Origin of the sequence: Micromonospora sp. ANENR4 (assembly GCF_015354395.1) — a bacterium.
GTDB lineage: Bacteria > Actinomycetota > Actinomycetes > Mycobacteriales > Micromonosporaceae > Micromonospora > Micromonospora aurantiaca.
This window is the reverse complement of sequence record NZ_JADKYQ010000011.1, coordinates 141,422-158,320: the sequence shown is the minus strand read 5'-3', so window position 1 is coordinate 158,320 and position 16,899 is coordinate 141,422. Positions and strand designations below refer to the sequence as shown.

General features: G+C 73.2%; 14 protein-coding genes. 9 read left to right on the top strand and 5 right to left on the bottom strand.

Features of this window, described 5'->3' with window-relative positions; translation table 11 throughout:
- The first annotated feature begins 9 nt into the window (after positions 1 to 9).
- A complete protein-coding gene (locus IRY44_RS20645) occupies positions 10 to 1,263 on the top strand; it encodes a PQQ-binding-like beta-propeller repeat protein (RefSeq protein ID WP_194801918.1) in 1,254 nt (417 codons plus the stop codon).
- Positions 1,264 to 1,321: 58 nt separating this feature from the next.
- Here IRY44_RS20645 and hisC read toward each other — a convergent pair whose 3' ends face one another.
- The 4 genes from hisC to hppD all read right to left on the bottom strand — a co-directional run bounded on the left by hisC (position 1,322) and on the right by hppD (position 5,435).
- Positions 1,322 to 2,425, bottom strand: coding sequence for a histidinol-phosphate transaminase (gene hisC / locus IRY44_RS20640; RefSeq protein WP_135242305.1), 1,104 nt, complete (start codon positions 2,423 to 2,425; stop codon positions 1,322 to 1,324).
- The gene (locus IRY44_RS20635; RefSeq protein ID WP_194801917.1) at positions 2,422 to 3,459 is read right to left on the bottom strand and encodes an RDD family protein; all 1,038 of its coding nucleotides are present in this window, start codon (positions 3,457 to 3,459) and stop codon (positions 2,422 to 2,424) included. Before IRY44_RS20635 ends, hisC begins: the two co-directional genes overlap by 4 nt.
- Positions 3,460 to 3,514: 55 nt before the next feature.
- Positions 3,515 to 4,048 carry an RDD family protein gene (locus tag IRY44_RS20630; protein WP_228532486.1) on the bottom strand — a complete coding sequence of 178 codons (534 nt, stop codon included), beginning with the start codon at positions 4,046 to 4,048 and terminating at the stop codon, positions 3,515 to 3,517.
- Positions 4,049 to 4,229: 181 nt separating this feature from the next.
- Positions 4,230 to 5,435 carry a 4-hydroxyphenylpyruvate dioxygenase gene (gene hppD, locus IRY44_RS20625; protein ID WP_013288921.1) on the bottom strand — a complete coding sequence of 402 codons (1,206 nt, stop codon included), beginning with the start codon at positions 5,433 to 5,435 and terminating at the stop codon, positions 4,230 to 4,232.
- Positions 5,436 to 5,575: 140 nt separating this feature from the next.
- Here hppD and IRY44_RS20620 point away from each other — a divergent pair, with 140 nt between their 5' ends.
- From IRY44_RS20620 to IRY44_RS20595, 6 genes are all read left to right on the top strand, one after another.
- Positions 5,576 to 6,070, top strand: coding sequence for an Lrp/AsnC family transcriptional regulator (locus IRY44_RS20620; RefSeq protein ID WP_194801915.1), 495 nt, complete (start codon positions 5,576 to 5,578; stop codon positions 6,068 to 6,070).
- Positions 6,071 to 6,142: 72 nt separating this feature from the next.
- Complete coding sequence (locus IRY44_RS20615) at positions 6,143 to 7,579, top strand: PQQ-binding-like beta-propeller repeat protein (RefSeq protein ID WP_194801914.1); 1,437 nt, start codon at positions 6,143 to 6,145, stop codon at positions 7,577 to 7,579.
- Between the two features lie 76 nt (positions 7,580 to 7,655).
- Complete coding sequence (locus IRY44_RS20610; RefSeq protein ID WP_013288918.1) at positions 7,656 to 9,323, top strand: fumarate hydratase; 1,668 nt, start codon at positions 7,656 to 7,658, stop codon at positions 9,321 to 9,323.
- 248 nt (positions 9,324 to 9,571) lie between these two features.
- The gene (locus IRY44_RS20605; protein WP_194801913.1) at positions 9,572 to 12,547 is read left to right on the top strand and encodes an AfsR/SARP family transcriptional regulator; all 2,976 of its coding nucleotides are present in this window, start codon (positions 9,572 to 9,574) and stop codon (positions 12,545 to 12,547) included.
- Between the two features lie 53 nt (positions 12,548 to 12,600).
- A complete protein-coding gene (locus IRY44_RS20600) occupies positions 12,601 to 14,001 on the top strand; it encodes a class II fumarate hydratase (RefSeq protein WP_370584978.1) in 1,401 nt (466 codons plus the stop codon).
- Between the two features lie 54 nt (positions 14,002 to 14,055).
- Positions 14,056 to 14,655 (top strand): GNAT family N-acetyltransferase, encoded by a 600-nt coding sequence (locus tag IRY44_RS20595; protein WP_194801911.1) that lies wholly within the window; start codon positions 14,056 to 14,058, stop codon positions 14,653 to 14,655.
- Here the strand turns inward: IRY44_RS20595 and IRY44_RS20590 are convergent.
- On the bottom strand, positions 14,619 to 15,167 hold the full coding sequence (locus IRY44_RS20590; protein ID WP_135242298.1) for a CGNR zinc finger domain-containing protein: 549 nt from the start codon (positions 15,165 to 15,167) through the stop codon (positions 14,619 to 14,621). The two genes, IRY44_RS20595 and IRY44_RS20590, sit on opposite strands and share 37 nt — an antisense overlap.
- A gap of 72 nt (positions 15,168 to 15,239) precedes the next feature.
- On the opposite strand from IRY44_RS20590, the gene IRY44_RS20585 reads away from it, so the two are divergent.
- Together IRY44_RS20585 and IRY44_RS20580 are read left to right on the top strand one after the other, a co-directional pair.
- Positions 15,240 to 16,202, top strand: coding sequence for a DMT family transporter (locus tag IRY44_RS20585; RefSeq protein WP_194801910.1), 963 nt, complete (start codon positions 15,240 to 15,242; stop codon positions 16,200 to 16,202).
- The gene (locus IRY44_RS20580; protein WP_194801909.1) at positions 16,199 to 16,897 is read left to right on the top strand and encodes an HAD family hydrolase; all 699 of its coding nucleotides are present in this window, start codon (positions 16,199 to 16,201) and stop codon (positions 16,895 to 16,897) included. Before IRY44_RS20585 ends, IRY44_RS20580 begins: the two co-directional genes overlap by 4 nt.
- The last annotated feature ends 2 nt before the right edge of the window (positions 16,898 to 16,899 follow it).

The window sequence follows — 16,899 nt, the reverse complement described above, 5'->3', positions numbered from 1 at the left end:
AGGTGACGGATGGCGAAGGCCGCGAGGCGGCGGGCCGTGGTGGCGCTGGTGGCGGTGCTCGCCGTCGCGGCGTCGGTCGCCGTGGTCGTCCGGGTGCTGTCGCCCGCCGAGGTCGACACCCCGGCCCGGAAGTCGTACCCGGAGGTGCCCGCGCCGACCGCCGGGGTGCTCGCGCGGCTGCCGGTGGCGCCGCTCGTCGTGGACGGCCGCCTCCGCGTCTACGCCGGCGCCCGTCAGGTGTACGCCGACCAGCCGGTCACCGGTCGGCACCGGGTCACCCCGTTCTGGTCCTTCCGCCGCTGGCCGGCAACGCTGGTCGGAGTGCTCGCCGAGGGAACCACGGTGGTCAGCCGCTGGTCCGACGGCAAGCTGGTGGCGCTCGACGCGCGTACCGGTCGGGTGGCCTGGCGGGCGGACGGCCCGCGGCCCGGGTCGGTGCCGGAGCCGCGACGCACCTTCGCCGGCACGGTCTGGGATCCGGCCGGGCTGCACGTGGCGCGCGCTGCGGACGGGCGGACCGTGCTGCTCGCGGCCGGTCCGGGCGGGCTCGGCGGCTACGACCTCGCCGACGGCCGCCGGCTCTGGCGCGTCGACGTGGGCAGCGGTTGCCGGTCCGACGTGGGCACCACCGCCAGCGGCGAGCTGGTCGGGGTGGACAGCTGCGACGGCCCGGCCGCGGTCGAGCTGCGGGACGCGGCGACCGGTACGGTGCGGACCCGCTGGCGGCCGCCGGACGCGCCGGAGCAACTCGTCGTCACGCCTGTGGGCTGCCCGCACGGGCACTCCGGTTGCCGTGGGCTACGTACCGCCGGGCCGGACGGCGCGGGCAGCCGGGGCTGGCTGGTGACCGACCCGGGCGAGCCGGCCGCGGCGCCGGGCCTGGACCACCCGGACACGGTGCTGGACGGTGAGCGGGCGGTGGACACGTCCGGCCCGGTGGTGGTCGGACGCTCGGCGCGTACCGGCGAGGAGCTGTGGCGCCGGGCGGACATCCACCCGGCGCGGGTGCTGGCGACCGAGCCGGGACGGGTGCATCTGCTGACCGACCGGCGGGAACTGGTCACCGTGGACCCGCTGACCGGCACCACCCGGTCCAGTTTCGTGCTCGACCTGGGACGGGACGGGATCGGCTGGCGGCCGGGCCGGGCGTACGCGGTGGACGGCTACGTCGCCGTGGAGCGGCTGCGGGAGCAGGCCGCTCCGGAGGACGACGACCAGGGCTACTTCCTGATGGCCGAGCCGGTGCTGCTCGCCGTGACCTGATCCGGACGCCCGGCGCCGGTCCGTAGGGGGTTGACGGACCGACGCCGGGCGCGCCCGGTCAGGCCAGCGCGGCCTCTGCGGCGGCCAGGAACGCGTCGTTCTCGGCCGGGGTGCCGATGGTGACCCGGACACCGTCGCCGGGGAACGGGCGGACGATCACGCCGCGCGCCTCGCACGCCCGGCCGAACTCCACCGCCCGCTCGCCCAGCGGCAGCCAGACGAAGTTGGCCTGGCTGTCCGGCACGTCCGGGACGAACTTGCGCAGCGCCTCGGTGACCCGGTCCCGCTCGGCCACCACCAGCGCGCAGCGCCGCTCCACCTCGTCGGCCTGCGCCAGCGCGGCCAGCGCGCCGGCCTGGGCCGCCATGCTGGTGGAGAACGGAGTGACCACCTTGCGCACGGCGGCGGCCACCTCCGGCGCGGCGACCAGCCAGCCGATCCGCAGACCGGCCAGGCCCCACGCCTTGGACAGCGTGCGCAGCACCGCCACGTTCGGCCGGTCCAGGTAGGTCAGGCCGTCCGGCACCTCGGGGTCGGTGACGAACTCCCGGTACGCCTCGTCGATCACCACGAGCACGTCGTCCGGCATCGCGTCGAGGAAGCGGTCCAGCTCGGCCCGGCGCACCGCCGTACCGGTGGGGTTGTTCGGGTTGCAGACCAGCACCATCCGGGTCCGGTCGGTCACCGCCGCAGCCATCGCGGAAAGGTCGTGGCCGTGGCCGGCGTCGTTCGGCACCCGCACGCTCGTCGCGCCGCTGGTCGCCGCGATGATCGGGTACGCCTCGAAGGAGCGCCACGAGTAGAGCAGCTCGTCACCGGGCAGGCAGGTGGCGCGCACCAGGTGCTCGGCCAGCGCCACCGAACCGCAGCCGGTGGCGATCCGGTCGGCGTCCACGCCGTACCGCTCGGCGAGCGCCTGACGCAGCGCCACCACGCCCATGTCCGGGTAGCGGTGCGAACCGGCCACCGCCTCCGCGACCGCCTCCACCACGCCCGGCAGCGGGCCGTACGGCACCTCGTTGCTGGCCAGCTTGATCGCCTCGGCCAGCCCCAGCTCGCGGGCCAGGTCGGCCGGGCTGCGGCCGGGCACGTAGTTGGGCAGCGCGTCCAGGTCGGCGCGGGTGAGCCGCAGCGCGGGCTGCTGGCGTCCGGTCTCGGTCATGGGGTGTCTCCCGGGGTGTCGGCGCTCTCGGGCGGGGTGGTACGGGTGTCACGCTTGCGGGGGAGCTGGACCACCACCGTCTGCGCCCGCTTGTCGTGCAGGGCCTGGCGCAGCGGATGGTCGAACAGGGGTGAGACCGCGTCGATGAGCTGGAGCACCAGGCCCAGCCCGCAGCAGTACCAGAGCAGCGTCGGCAGGCCGAGCGTGCTCCAGCGCCGGGTGGCCCGGCCGAAGCCGAGTGGCTGGTCCGCCTCGACCGGCAGCGCGCGGATGCCCATCAGCCGCTTGCCGAAGGTCTGGCCGCGCGCCGCCATCGACGGCACCTCGTACGCGTACCAGAGCGCGGTGGCGATCACCAGAATCGCGATCTGGAGGCCGCCGGCCTGGTCGTCGATCTGGGGCAGCCCTTCGGTGGACGTGTCACCGTTGAGCGCCCGGCGCACCGACTCGCGCAGGTACGGGGAGACCGCCTCGACGTAGCGCCAGACGAACCAGCCGTTGACCACGGCGTTGAGCAGGAACACCACGCCGAAGTCGATCAGGCGCGCGACCAGCCGGGCGCCGTACGACGCGAGCGGCAGCCCGTGCGGACGCGGGACCGGCTGCGCACCTGGCCAGTGCGGGTACGGCCAGCCCGGCGGCGGTCCCTGCGTGCCCGGCCCGGCCTGCCCCGGCTGCCCGGGCTGGCCCGGCTGACCCGGCTGACCCGGCCACGGGTTCACCTGACCCGGCTGTCCCGGCCACGGGCCGCCCTGGCCGGGCTGACCCGGCTGACCCGGCCACGGGCTCGGTCCGCCCGGACCGCCGGGCGTGCCGGACGTCGTGGTCGCGTCGGGGCGGCCGCCGGGGCCGGTGGCCTGCTGGCCGGCGGCGGGCGTCGAGGCGGCCGGCGCGGGCTCGGGTTCGGGGGGCGGCGGGCCGTCGGGCGGGGTGACGTCGACCGGGATCGGCGCGCCGATCCAGCCCTCGCCGTCCCACCACCTGCGGGTCTCCGTGTCGGCGGGGTCGACGTACCAGCCAGGTTCCAAACTCACGATGCCGTCCTTGTTCCCGACTGCGGGGCTCGCAGACCCGGCTCACTCCTCGCGCTCACGGGCCAACCTTAACGACGACCGTTCCGGCGAACTTGTCGTGGAGGCACTGCTGCCAGGGCTTGTCCCACAGTTGCCAGAAACCGTCGAGGTAGCTGAGGAACGGCACGAACATCCCGCCGGCGAACTCGACGACCCAGCGCTTGCCGAGCATCCCCCGGCTCAGCGCGGCGTCCGGCTGCAGCGGCACGATCCGTAGCTTCATCACCTTCTTGCCCAGCGTCTGCCCGGTCCGGCGGGCGTACTCGACGTGGTAGACCCAGTAGAAGGCGAGCATCAGCAGCAGCACCCCGAGCTCGGCGGCGAACAACGGCAGGAGTACGCCGGTCCAGAGCTCGGCCGGGTCGGGGCCGTTCGGGCCGGCCTGCTCGATCTCGTCGATCATCCGGACGAAGACGAGGAAGAAGACCGGCAGGAACAGTGCCATCGTCACCGCCACGGCGACGGCGGTGTCGATCAGGTAGGCGAGCAGCCGGTCACCGAAGCTCGCCAGCGGCTGCCCGTTCGGCGCGACCGGAGGCGGGACGGGCATCGGGGCGTACCCGGCTGGGGGGTAACCGGGAGGTGGGTAGCCGGGCGGGCCGGCGTACCCCGGGGGAACGTGCTGCGCGGGCACCGCCGGTCCGCCGGGCGGCGCGAAGCCGCCGCCCGCGGGTACAGGACCGGCGGGCGGCGGCGTCGGGTTCGGAGGAGGCTGGGTCACGCGGACAGTGTTACAGGTTCCCGCGCTTCTCCTGCTCGCGCTCGATCGCCTCGAACAGGGCCTTGAAGTTGCCCTTGCCGAAGCCGAGCGAGCCGTGCCGCTCGATCAGCTCGAAGAAGACGGTGGGGCGGTCCTGCACCGGCTTGGTGAAGATCTGGAGCAGGTAGCCGTCCTCGTCCCGGTCGACCAGGATCTTGCGGGACTGAAGCTCCTCGATCGGCACCCGGACGTTGCCGATGCGGGCGCGCAGCTCCGGGTCCTCGTAGTACGAGTCCGGGGTGTCCAGGAACTCGACGCCCGCCGCGCGCATGGCGTCCACGCTGGCCAGGATGTCGTTCGTGGCCACGGCGATGTGCTGGGCGCCGGGGCCCTGGTAGAACTCCAGGTACTCGTCGATCTGCGACTTCTTGCGGGCCACGGCCGGCTCGTTGAGCGGGAACTTCACCTTGCGGGTGCCGTTGGCGACGACCTTGCTCATCAACGCCGAGTAGTCGGTGGCGATGTCGTCGCCGATGAACTCCGCCATGTTCGAGAAGCCCATGACGCGCTTGTAGAACTCGACCCACTCGTCCATCCGGCCCAGCTCCACGTTGCCGACCACGTGGTCGACGGCCTGGAAGAACCGCTTCGGCTGGAGGCCGGCGTCGATCATCGGCTGGCGGTCCACGATCGGGCCGCGAGCGACGAAGCCGGGCAGGAACGGGCCGGTGTAGCGGGACCTGTCGACAAGGCTGTGCCGGGTGTCGCCGTACGCGGCGATGGACGCCATCCGCACGGTGCCGTGCTCGTCGCTGACGTCGTGCGGCTCGACCAGGCCGGTCGCGCCCTGCGCCACGGCGTGCGCGTACGCGGCGTCCACGTCCGGCACCTCCAGCGCGATGTCGGAGACACCGTCGCTGTGCTTCGCCACGTGCTCGGCGCCGTCTGCGTCCGGGCGGACCGCGCCGGTCAGCACGAAGCGGGCCGAACCGCTTGTGAGCACGTACTGCGCGTGGTCGCGGTAGCCCTGCTCCGGCCCCCGGTACGCCACGCAGGTCATGCCGAACGCGGTGGAGTAGTAGTGCGCGGCCTGCTTGGCGTTCCCCACCAGGAAGTGGACGTGGTCCATGCCCTTGACCGGGAACGGGTCGCGGGTGATGTCGTGGTCGACTGCGCCGACGAGAGCGTCGACGTCGACCTCCTCGGTCGACTGGGGTCGGTCGATCGCCTGGGTCATGGTGGCCTCCCTCGCGTACCGGCCGGCCTCGGGGGCCGCCGTGGATGTGCTCTTCCGGCGAGGATCTACGGACCGCGGTGAGTTGGGCAACAGTTGACGTAATTCCTGGTCAGGTTGTGCATTCGGTACCGTCGAACACCATGAACACTGGTCAGGATGTACAGCTCGACGAGCTCGACGCGCGCTTGATCGAACTGCTCGCGGAGGAGCCCCGGATCGGCGTGCTGGAGTGCTCCCGGCGCCTCGGCGTCGCCCGCGGCACGGTCCAGGCCCGGCTCGACAAGCTCGTCGACCGGGGCGTGGTGACCGGGTTCGGGCCGGACATCACCCCCGCCGCGATCGGGTTCGGGGTGACCAGCTTCGTCACCCTGGAGATCAGCCAGCGGCACGGCCACGACCAGGTCACCGCGCACCTGGCCGCGATCCCCGAGGTGCTGGAGGCGCACACCATCACCGGCTCCAGCGACCTGCTCTGCCGCATCGTCGCCCGGTCGAACACCGACCTCCAACGGGTCATCGACCAGATCGTCGCCTCGGAGGGCATCCGGCGCGCGTCCACCATCATCGCGCTTGCCGAACAGATCCCGTACCGCACGCTGCCGCTGGTCCGCTCCGCCGCCCGCGGCGCCCCTTAACACCCCGGGCCGCCCAAGAAGCGCCGCGACACGCACCGCACGCGGCCCGGGGGACCGGTGATCGTCGCTACCGTGTGCGGTGTGAAGGGCCTAGGGATACGCGGCTGGTTGCTGCTCGGGCTCGTCACCGTGGTCGTACTCGCCGCGACAGGCGTCTGGAACCCGTTCCCGGCGCTGTGGGACTGGGTCGACCGGAGCAAGCCGATCAGCGAGCCCGACGTGGTCTGGCAGCAGCGCGTCGGCGGCACGCCGCGCAGCGTCACCATCGCCGGCGACACCGTGATCGTCGAGCAGCGCACCCGCATCGAGGCGCGCAACCTCGCCGACGGCGGCCAGCTGTGGGAACGCAAGGCCGACTGGTCGGCGGTCGCGGGCAGCGGCCGGGAGTCGGTCGTCGCCGTGGGCAAGCTGCTCGACAAGGGGTACGAGGTGCTCGACCCGGTCAGCGGCGTGACCCGGCGCCGCGACGATCGCGCGATCGCCGTCTGGACCTACCGGAACCTGCTGCTCGACGCGTACTGCGTGCAGGCCACCGACTGCACACTGCGCGCCTGGGACCCGCGCGGCACCGCTCCGCTGTGGAGCGCGTTCCTGCCCGGCGTGCACAGCGGCGTGCTCGCCGACAACCCGGAACTCCTCGGCACCCGGCGGCTCGGCGCCACCCGGATCGACGGCGGAGTGGCCGGGCCGGAGTCCGTCCCGCCGCTTCTCGGCTTCCCGGTCGACGGGCGGGTGCACGTGGTGGACACCGCCACCGGCCGGGTGCTCCAGAACGTCCAGCCCGGCCGGGAGGAGCGGCTCGCCGTGGTCGGCGGCCGGCTGCTGCGGATCGAGGCCACCTCCCGCGACGGGAGCTGCTACTACGCGGTCACCGCCGTGGACCCGGCCACCGGTCAGCAGGTGTGGCGGCGTACCGGGATCAACCTGCGCACCGCCGACTACGCCGGCTGCGTGCAGCGGGAGGACCCGCAGGGTGGACGCAACGTCCTCATCGGGGTCGCCCCGGACGGCCGTGAGGCGGTGCTCGACGGGTACGACGGCCGGCTGCTCCAGGTCGGCGCGGACGGCGAGAAGCTGCTCGCCGTGGACGACCGCTACGCCGTGGTGCGCAGCGCCGACAAGGGTTCGCTGCTGGGCCGGGAGCTGTCGGCCGACCGGACCCGCTGGACCCGCCCGGCGGGCGGCAAGAGCGGCGCGGCGCTCACCCCGTACGCGGCGGTGATCAGCGAGGAGAAGCCGTCCCGGCTGATCGCGGTCGGGCCCCGGGACGGCCGGGTGCTGGTCGAGCTGCGCACCTCCGCGAACGCGCTGGCGGTCGGCCCGAACGGCATGATCATCGGCGAGGGGCGGGAGATCGGGTACGTCCGCTGGGGCGCCGGCACGTCCGAGGCGCCGGGGCCGGACCAGGACGGCGCGCCGGTGGCGCCCGACCCGGGAGGCAGTTGGCGCCCGCCGAGCGACCAGGGAAGTTGCGGACCGAAACGGGAACTCTGCGCCGACGGCAAGTGACAGCGGGTGAGAGGGTCGTCCCAGGACCGACCTGCGGGTGCCACCGATCGACGGCTCTGCCCTAGGCTTTTCGGTCATGAGCAGTGCCGCCGCCTTCTCGTACGCACCCCTGCTGCCGACCGGTCCCGACCAGACCGAATACCGCCTGGTCACCGACGAGGGCGTGGACGTCGTCAACGGCCCCGGAGGCCGCCGGTTCCTCACCGTGGATCCGGGCGCGCTGACCGCGCTGACGGCCGAGGCGATGCACGACATCGCCCACTTCCTGCGCCCGGCCCACCTGGCTCAGCTCCGCGCGATCATCGACGATCCGGCGGCCTCGCCGAACGACCGCTTCGTCGCGCTCGACCTGCTGCGCAACGCCAACATCGCGGCCGGCGGTGTGCTGCCGATGTGCCAGGACACCGGCACCGCGATCGTGATGGGCAAGCGCGGCCGGCACGTGCTCACCGACGGCACCGACGCGGAGGCGATCTCGCGCGGCGTCTACCAGGCGTACACCCGGCTCAACCTGCGCTACTCGCAGCTCGCCCCGCTGACCATGTGGGACGAGCGGAACACCGGCAGCAACCTGCCCGCCCAGGTGGAGCTGTACGCCGAGGACCCGGACGGCCACGCCGACGCGTACAAGTTCCTGTTCATGGCCAAGGGTGGCGGCTCGGCCAACAAGTCCTACCTCTACCAGGAGACCAAGGCGCTGCTGAACCCCACGCGGATGATGCAGTTCCTGGAGGAGAAGCTGCGGCTCATCGGCACCGCCGCCTGCCCGCCCTACCACCTGGCGATCGTCATCGGCGGCACCTCCGCGGAGTACGCGCTGAAGACCGCGAAGTACGCCTCCGCGAAGTACCTCGACGCGCTGCCCACCGAGGGCTCGATGAGCGCGCACGGCTTCCGTGACCTGGAGTTGGAGGCCGAGGTGCTGGAGCTGACCCGCAACTTCGGCATCGGCGCGCAGTTCGGCGGGCGCTACTTCTGCCACGACGTACGGGTGGTCCGGCTGCCCCGGCACGGCGCCTCCTGCCCGGTGGCGATCGCGGTCTCCTGCTCGGCCGACCGGCAGGCGGTGGCGAAGATCACCCCGTCGGGCGTCTGGCTGGAACGACTCGAGACCGACCCGGCGCGTTATCTGCCCGACGTGACCGACGAGACGCTGGAGACCGAGGAGGTCGTCCGCGTCGACCTGAACCGGCCGATGGACGAGATCCGGGCCGAGCTGTCGAAGTACCCGGTGAAGACCCGGCTGTCGCTGACCGGCCCGCTGGTCGTGGCCCGGGACATCGCACACGCGAAGATCGCCGAGCGGCTGGACGCGGGCGAGCCGATGCCGCAATATCTGCGCGACCACGCGGTCTACTACGCCGGCCCGGCGAAGACCCCCGAGGGCTATGCCTCCGGCTCGTTCGGCCCCACCACGGCGGGCCGGATGGACGCGTACGTGGAGAAGTTCCAGGCGGCCGGCGGCTCGATGGTGATGCTCGCGAAGGGCAACCGGTCCGCCCAGGTCACCCGCTCCTGTCAGGCCCACGGGGGGTTCTACCTCGGCTCGATCGGCGGCCCGGCGGCCCGCCTCGCGCAGGACTGCATCAAGCACGTCGAGGTGCTCGAATACGCCGAGCTGGGCATGGAGGCGGTCTGGAAGATCGAGGTGGAGGACTTCCCCGCCTTCATCGTCGTCGACGACAAGGGCAACGACTTCTTCGCCGAGGTCACCAAGCCGGTCCTCACCGTCGGCCGGCGCTGACGTCAGACGTACACCAGGGGCGCTCGGGATCGTCCCGGGCGCCCTCGATGTGTCCGTCGTGCATCGACATCGGTGCGCCTGCCCGGCCGGGTGGCCGGGCAGGCGCACCGCCCCCGTCGGATGCCGTCACCGACAACCGTTGACGAGTCTGGGTGCCGTCGCTATCGGATCGCTATCGCCTCGTCGCGCCGCTCGGTGACCGTCGGGCTACGCTGCTGGAAGTTGCATGGCGGCAGGCGGGGGCGCGGATGCGATTCGGGATCTTGGGGCCCTTGCGGGTCGGCGGCGGCGAAGCCACCGTCACCGCGGGCCGGGATCGCACCGTGCTCGCCATGCTGTTGCTGCGCCCCGGCCGGGTGGTGCCGGTGGAGGATCTGGTCGACGCGGTCTGGGAGGAGCGCCCGCCGGCCACCGCGCGCACCCAGCTCCAGATCTGTGTCTCGCGGCTGCGGCAGCGGTTCGCGGTGCTCGGGCTGCCAGCCGGGACGATCGTCACCGACCCGGCGGGCTACGGCATCCGGATCGAGCCGGACGACCTCGACGCCGACATGTTCGCCCGTGCCGTGGAGGCGGCGCGTGCCGAGGCCGCCGCCGGCCGGCCGGCCGAGGCGCGCCGCCACTACCGGGCAGCTCTTGCGCTGTGGCGCGGCCCGGCGCTCGCCGGCATCCCGGCCGGGGTGGTGCGGCTGCGGGCCCAGGCGCTCGACGAGCAGCGGCTAGCCGTGCTGGAGGACTGCGTCGACGTGGAGCTGCGGCTGCGCCGGGGCACCGAACTGGTCGACGAACTCACCGAGGCCGTCGAGCACAATCCGCTGCGGGAACGGCTGCGAGGTCAGCTGATGCTGGCTCTCTCGGCGGTCGGCCGGCAGGCGGACGCGCTCGCCGTCTACCGGGAGGGCCGACGGATCTACGCCGAGGAGCTGGGCATCGAGCCGGGCGCGGCGTTGCAGGAGCTGCACCAGCGCGTGCTGGCCGGCGACGAGGCGGCGGGCGCGCGCCCGGCGGCCCCGGTACGCACACTGCCCCGGGCCATCCGGGACTTCACCGGTCGTCAGCAGACCATGGCGCGGCTCGTCAAGGACATCGTCGAGGGGGGCACACGGCTGTATCTGATCGACGGGATGGCCGGCAGCGGCAAGACGACCCTCGCCGTCCAGGTCGCGACCGGGTTGCGCGAGCGGTTCCCCGACGCGGAACTCTTCATCGACCTGCACGGCTACAGCGAGCGCAGCCCGCTGGCCCCCGCGGCGGCCGCGGCCACCCTGCTGCGGCAGCTCGGCGTGCCGGCCGAGCGGGTGCCGGTCGACGCGGAGGACCGGCTGGCGATGTGGCGCTCCGAGCTGGCCGACCGGCGGGCCGTGGTGGTGCTCGACAACGCGGCGAGCGCCGCCCAGGCGGCGGCGCTGCTGCCCAGCGGTCCGGACAATCTCGTGCTGGTGACCAGCCGGCGGCGGCTGGCCGGGCTGGACGAGGGGCGTCCTCACTCGCTACCGGTCCTGGACCCGGACGAGGCCGTCGAACTGCTCGGCCGGATCGTCGGCGCCGACCGGGTCGACGCCGAGCCGGCCGCGGCCGCCGAGGTGGTCCAGCGGTGCGGTCACCTGCCGCTCGCCATCCGGCTGGCCGGATCCCGGCTCGCGCACCGTCCGCACTGGCGGGTCGCCGACCTGGCGCGGCGGCTGGCCGAGGCGCAGGACTCGCTGGCCGAGCTGGCGGTCGGCGAGCGGTCCGTCGGGGACGCCTTCACGCTCTCGTACGCGCAGGTCTCGGCGCCGGCCCGGCGGCTGTTCCGGTTGCTCGGACTCCACCCCGGCATACGGTTCGACAACCGGGTGGCGGCGGTGCTCGCCGACGTGCCTCTGCCGGAGGCGCAGGACCTGCTGGACGAGCTGGTGGACGTGCACCTGGCCGAGGAGACGGCCCCGGGCCGCTACCGCCTCCACGACCTGCTCCGGGAGTACGCCCGCCGGTTGCTGGCCGAGACCGAGCGCCCGGAGGAGCGACAGACGGCGGTGGCCCATCTGCTCGACCATCACCTTCAGGTGGCGGTCGGCCTGGCGATGGTCGCCGAGACGAAGCTGGGCGCGCTGAGCCAGGTCGCCTTCCCGCCGCCGCGGCGTCCCGATCTGCTGCCGGCCCCGGGCACGCCGGGTCAGTCCTGGTTCGACGAGAACCGGGCGGCTCTCGTCGGACTGGTGCACCTGGCCGAGTCGGAGGGCCTTCCGGCGTACTGCTGGCAGCTGACCCGGGCGTGCTGGTGGTCCAATTTCGTCGGTGGCCACCTCGACGAACTGGTCGAGACGCATGAGGTGGCGCTGCGCGCCGCCGTCGGGTCGGGGGACGAGGAGGCCGTGGCGATCACCATGAACTACCTCGCCTCGGCGAAGTTCCGGTTGGGGGACTTTCCGGAGGCGATCCGGTTCCTGGAGGCGGGCGTCGACAGGTACCGCCGGCTCGGCCTGCGCCGGGAGCAGGTCCAGGCGCTCTCCAACCTCGCCGCCGTGTGTTTCGGGACCGACGACGCGGAGCGCTGCATCAGGTACGTCGACGAGGCGCTGCGGATCAGCCGCTACCCGGACGACGCGGCGACCATGTCCAGCCTGTTCAACATGCTGTCGGTCGCCGAGCTGTTCCGTGGCCGGTACGACCTGGCCCTCCGGGCGGCCCGGCGGCACATCGTCCTGGGGAGGGAGGCCGGGGATCCGCGGCACACCTCGAACGCGGTCGGCCACCTCGGCATGATCCGGCACCGCCTGGGCCAGACCGGGCCGGCCCGCCGGCTGCTCCGGGCGGCGCTGCACCTGAAACGGAGCACCGCGAACCGGTTCGGTGAGGGGGAGATCCTCAACGAGATCGGCATGATGGAGCGTGAGGCGGGCCGCCCAGTCGAGGCCGCCGACCAGCACCGGGCCGCTCTGCTCGCGATGACCGACGCGGGGGACCGGATCGGGCAGTGCGCCTCCCGTAACCTCCTCGCCCGCGCCCTGCACGACCTGGGCGACGTCGACGCCGCGATCGACCTGCACCGCCGGGTGCTGGACGACGCCACGCGCCTGAGCCTGCGCTACGAGCAGGCGCGGGCCCTGGACGGCCTCGCCCGCTGCCTGCGGCACACCGACCCGGACCAGGCCCGCCGGTATGCCGTGCGAGCGCTGGCGCTGTTCCGCCAGGTCGAGTCGCCGGACCGGCGGGAGACCGAGAGGCTGCTCGCCGAGCTGGGCTGAGGGCCGCGCCACTTTCCCTGCACACCGACCGGCGGCGCGGCAGGATGGAACGCGTGACGACTCCAGAGGCGACCGGCTACCGGATCGAACGCGACTCGATGGGCGAGGTGGAGGTGCCCGCCGAGGCGCTGTGGCGGGCGCAGACCCAGCGCGCGGTGCAGAACTTCCCGATCTCGGGGCGCGGGCTGGAACCGGCCCAGATCAAGGCCCTGGCGCAGATCAAGGGTGCGGCGGCCCTGGTCAACGGTGAGCTGGGGGTGATCGACGCGGACGTGGCGCAGGCGATCGCCACCGCTGCCGCGCACGTCGCAGAGGGCGGCTACGACGACCAGTTCCCGGTGGACGTGTTCCAGACCGGTTCCGGCACCTCGTCCAACATGAACACCAACGAGGTGATCGCCACCCTGGCGAGCCGCGAGCTGGGCCGCGACGTGCACCCGAACGACCACGTCAACGCGTCGCAGTCCAGCAACGACGTCTTCCCCACCTCGATCCACCTGGCCGCCACCCAGTTCGTGGTGGAGGATCTGATTCCCTCGCTGAAGCAGCTCGCGGGCGCGCTGGAGGAGAAGGCGGCCGAGTTCGAGACGGTGGTCAAGGCCGGGCGTACCCACCTCATGGACGCCACGCCGGTCACGCTCGGGCAGGAGTTCGGCGGCTACGCCGCGCAGGTCCGCTACGGCGTCGAGCGGCTGGAGTCGGCGCTGCCCCGGCTGGCCGAGCTGCCGCTGGGCGGCACCGCCGTCGGCACCGGCATCAACACGCCGCTGGGCTTCGCCGACCGGGTGATCGGCAAGCTGCGGGAGTCGACAGGGCTGCCGCTGACCGAGGCGCGCAACCACTTCGAGGCGCAGGGCGCCCGGGACGCGCTGGTGGAGACGTCCGGCCAGCTCCGTACCGTCGCGGTCGGTCTCTACAAGATCGCCAACGACGTGCGGTGGATGGGCTCCGGCCCGCGTGCCGGGCTGCGTGAGCTGCGCATCCCCGACCTCCAGCCGGGGTCGTCGATCATGCCGGGCAAGGTGAACCCGGTGGTGGCCGAGGCGATGCGGCAGGTCTGCGCCCAGGTGATCGGCAACGACGCGGCGGTGGCCTTCGCCGGGTCGCAGGGCGACTTCGAGCTGAACGTGATGCTCCCGGTGATGGGCCGCAACCTGCTGGAGTCGATCAAGCTGATCGCCGCGTCCAGCCGGCTGTTCGCCGAGCGGCTGGTGGCCGGCCTGGTCGCGGACGCCGAGGTCTGCCTGGCGTACGCGGAGGGCTCGCCGTCGATCGTCACCCCGCTCAACCGCCACCTCGGGTACGACGAGGCCGCCTCGATCGCCAAGGAGGCGCTGGCCAAGCAGGTGTCCATCCGCGAGGTGGTGATCGCCCGGGGGCACGTCGACTCGGGCACGCTCACCGAGACCCAGCTGGACGAGGCGCTGGACCTGCTCCGGATGACCCACCCCTGAGCCGGCGCCGGTAATTGCCTCGACCCGTCACAGGGGGCGCGGCATGATCCGACGGTGCGTGACGACGGCGGGGTGTTGCTGGAGACCGCGCGGCTGACGCTGCGCCGGTTCACGATTGACGACGTGGATCGGCTGGTGGCGCTGGACGCCGATCCGGAGGTCATGCGCTTCCTGACCGGCGGCGCGCCGACCTCGGCCGCGACGTACCGGGACGAGGTGCTGCCCCGGGTACTCGCGCAGTACGACAGGTTTCCCGGGCTCGGCCGCTGGGCGACGCTCGACCGGTTCACCGGCGAGTTCCTCGGCTGGCACTCGCTCGACCCGTCCGACGACGGCGCCGAGGCGGAGCTGGGCTACCGGCTGCGCCGCGCCACGTGGGGGCACGGGCTGGCGACCGAGGGCGCGCGGGCGCTGGTGCGGCACGCGTTCGACACGGTCGGCGTCCGCCGGGTGTGGGCCCAGACGATGGCGGTCAACGACCGCTCCCGCGCGGTCATGGCCCGCGCCGGGTTGCGTTACGTCCGCACGTTCCACCTGGCCTTCGACGACCCGATCCCGGGTACGGAGCACGGCGAGGTCGAGTACGAGCTGCGCCGCGACGCCTGGCCCGGGACGCGTCAGGAGTGGGACGCGGCGGCCCTGCGGGCCCGGTAGGCGCTCACCGCGGCGCGGTTGCCGCAGCCGGCGTCGCAGAACCGGCGCGACCGGTTCCGGGACAGGTCGACGAGCACGTTGTCGCAGTCCGGGTGGTCGCAGTGCCGCAGCCGGCTCAGTTCGCCCATTCGGACCAGGTCGGCCATCGCCATCGCGGCCTCGACCGCCATCCGGGTCGCCAGCGGCGCGTCCCGCGGCACGGCGTGCAGGTGGTACGGCTCGTCGTCGTGCCGCACGAGTTGCGGCAGCGCGTGCGACTCGCGCAGCAGCGCGTTGACGATTGCGACCACCTCGTCGGTGTCGCCGTACCAGATGCGGCGCAGCCGGGGCCGCAGCGCGCGGACCTGGCGCAGTTCGGCGTCGGTGTGCTCGTGCCGGCCGCTCCAACCGTGGGCGGTGAAGAACGCGTCCAGGGCGGCCACGTCGGGCAGCCCTTCCCGGTCGTCGCCGGCGGTGTTCACCAGTGCGGCGACGCTGACCAGCGCGCATTCGGTGTCATGGGCGAAAAGCAACTTGACTCCTGTCGGAGGCTACGCCTAGCGTCATCAGCATAACCTTCCTTGACTCATGACCAGGAGATGCCGATGCGTGAACGGTCCGGCGTCGGGCTCGGCCTGGCACTGCTCTCCGCGATCACGTTCGCCACCTCGGGCACCTTCGCCCGCCCGCTGATCACCGGCGAGTGGACGGCGGTCGCCGTGGTGATCGCCCGGGTCGGCATCGCCGCGCTGGTGCTCGCCGTCCCCGCCGTGCTCGCGCTGCGCGGCAGGTGGAACGTGCTGCGCCGCAACGCGGGAACCGTGGTGCTGTTCGGGCTGCTCGGCGTGGCCACGGCGCAGGCGTGCTTCTTCAACGCGGTCCGCTACCTGCCGGTCGGCGTGGCGCTCCTGCTCGAATACCTCGGCATCGTGCTCGTGGTCGGATGGATGTGGCTGGTCCACGGGCAGCGCCCTCGGCTGCTCACTGTGGCCGGCTCGGTCATCGCCCTGTGCGGGCTGGTGCTCGTCCTCGACCTCACCGGCGCCGGACGACTCGACCCGGTGGGCGTGCTCTGGGGCCTCGGCGCGGGCGTGGGACTCGCCGGATACTTCGTCATCGCCGGCCGGATCGACGCGGGCCTGCCCTCGGTCGTGATGGCCAGCGGCGGCATGGCCGTCGGGGCGCTGGCGCTGCTCCTGCTCGGCGGCATCGGAGCGCTGCCGCTGGCGGCCGGCACCGCCGACGTCACCTTCGGCGGGCACCGGGTGAGCTGGCTGGTGCCGATCGCCGGGCTGTCGCTGATCGCCGCAGTGGTCGCGTACCTCGCCGGTGTCGCCGGCACCCGGCTGCTCGGGGCACGGCTGTCCTCCTTCGTGGGTCTGACCGAGGTGATGTTCGCGGTCCTGATCGCCTGGCTGGTGCTCGACGAACTGCCCAGCCTGATCCAGCTGGCCGGCGGCGTGCTCATCCTCGGCGGCGTCGCCCTGGTCCGGGCGGACGAACTGCGCGGTACACCGCCGGAACCGGCTGACGCACCGGCCGAGCCGGTGCTGACCGGCGAGCGATGAGCGGGCCGCCCGGCGCCGTCGTCTTCGACGCCGACGAGACACTCGTCGACCTGCGCCCGGCGATCACCGGCGCGCTCGTCGCCGTACTCGAGGAGATGCGGCGGCGGACCCCGGCGGCGGCCGCTGTGGTGCTCGCGGACCTGGAGGGGGACTGGGGTGCGGTCTTCGGCGCGCTCAGCGCCGCCCCGGTGCAGGAGATCCGGCGGGCCGCGCTGGCCCGGTCGCTGGCCCGGGCCGGGCTGGAGGCGGACCTGGACGAGTTCGCGGCGTTGTTCTTCGCCCGCCGGTACGCGCTGAGCCGGCCCTTTCCCGACGCGCTGCCCGCGCTGGCGGCGCTGCGCCCGCACCACGTGCTGGGCTTCGCCACGAACGGCAACAGCCGCGCCGAACGCTGCGGGCTCGCCGGGCAGTTCGCCTTCGAGCTGTACGCGCACGAGGGTGGCCTGCCCAAGAAACCGGCGCCGGAGTTCTTCGCGGCGGTGGTGGCCGCGTCCGGGCTGCCCGCCGCGCGCATCGTCCACGTGGGCGACTCGCCGGAGCACGACGTGGCCGCCGCCCAGCGGGCCGGGCTGCGCGCGGTCTGGCTCAACCGGGCCGGGTTGCCCCGCCCGCGCGGCCTCGAACCGGACGCCGAGGTGTCCTCGCTCGCCGGACTGTCCACGGTGCTCGCCACCTTGATGAGCGCGAATGCCTAGTT

What these genes read in the sequence shown, in the direction of transcription:
- IRY44_RS20610 (WP_013288918.1), top strand. Translation starts at nt 7,656, where the DNA reads ATGAGCAGTGCCGCCGCCTTCTCGTACGCACCCCTGCTGCCGACCGGT.
- IRY44_RS20645 (WP_194801918.1), top strand. Translation starts at nt 10, where the DNA reads ATGGCGAAGGCCGCGAGGCGGCGGGCCGTGGTGGCGCTGGTGGCGGTG.
- IRY44_RS20605 (WP_194801913.1), top strand. Translation starts at nt 9,572, where the DNA reads ATGCGATTCGGGATCTTGGGGCCCTTGCGGGTCGGCGGCGGCGAAGCC.
- hppD (WP_013288921.1), bottom strand. Translation starts at nt 5,435, where the DNA reads ATGACCCAGGCGATCGACCGACCCCAGTCGACCGAGGAGGTCGACGTC.
- hisC (WP_135242305.1), bottom strand. Translation starts at nt 2,425, where the DNA reads ATGACCGAGACCGGACGCCAGCAGCCCGCGCTGCGGCTCACCCGCGCC.
- IRY44_RS20585 (WP_194801910.1), top strand. Translation starts at nt 15,240, where the DNA reads ATGCGTGAACGGTCCGGCGTCGGGCTCGGCCTGGCACTGCTCTCCGCG.
- IRY44_RS20580 (WP_194801909.1), top strand. Translation starts at nt 16,199, where the DNA reads ATGAGCGGGCCGCCCGGCGCCGTCGTCTTCGACGCCGACGAGACACTC.
- IRY44_RS20620 (WP_194801915.1), top strand. Translation starts at nt 5,576, where the DNA reads ATGAACACTGGTCAGGATGTACAGCTCGACGAGCTCGACGCGCGCTTG.
- IRY44_RS20630 (WP_228532486.1), bottom strand. Translation starts at nt 4,048, where the DNA reads ATGCCCGTCCCGCCTCCGGTCGCGCCGAACGGGCAGCCGCTGGCGAGC.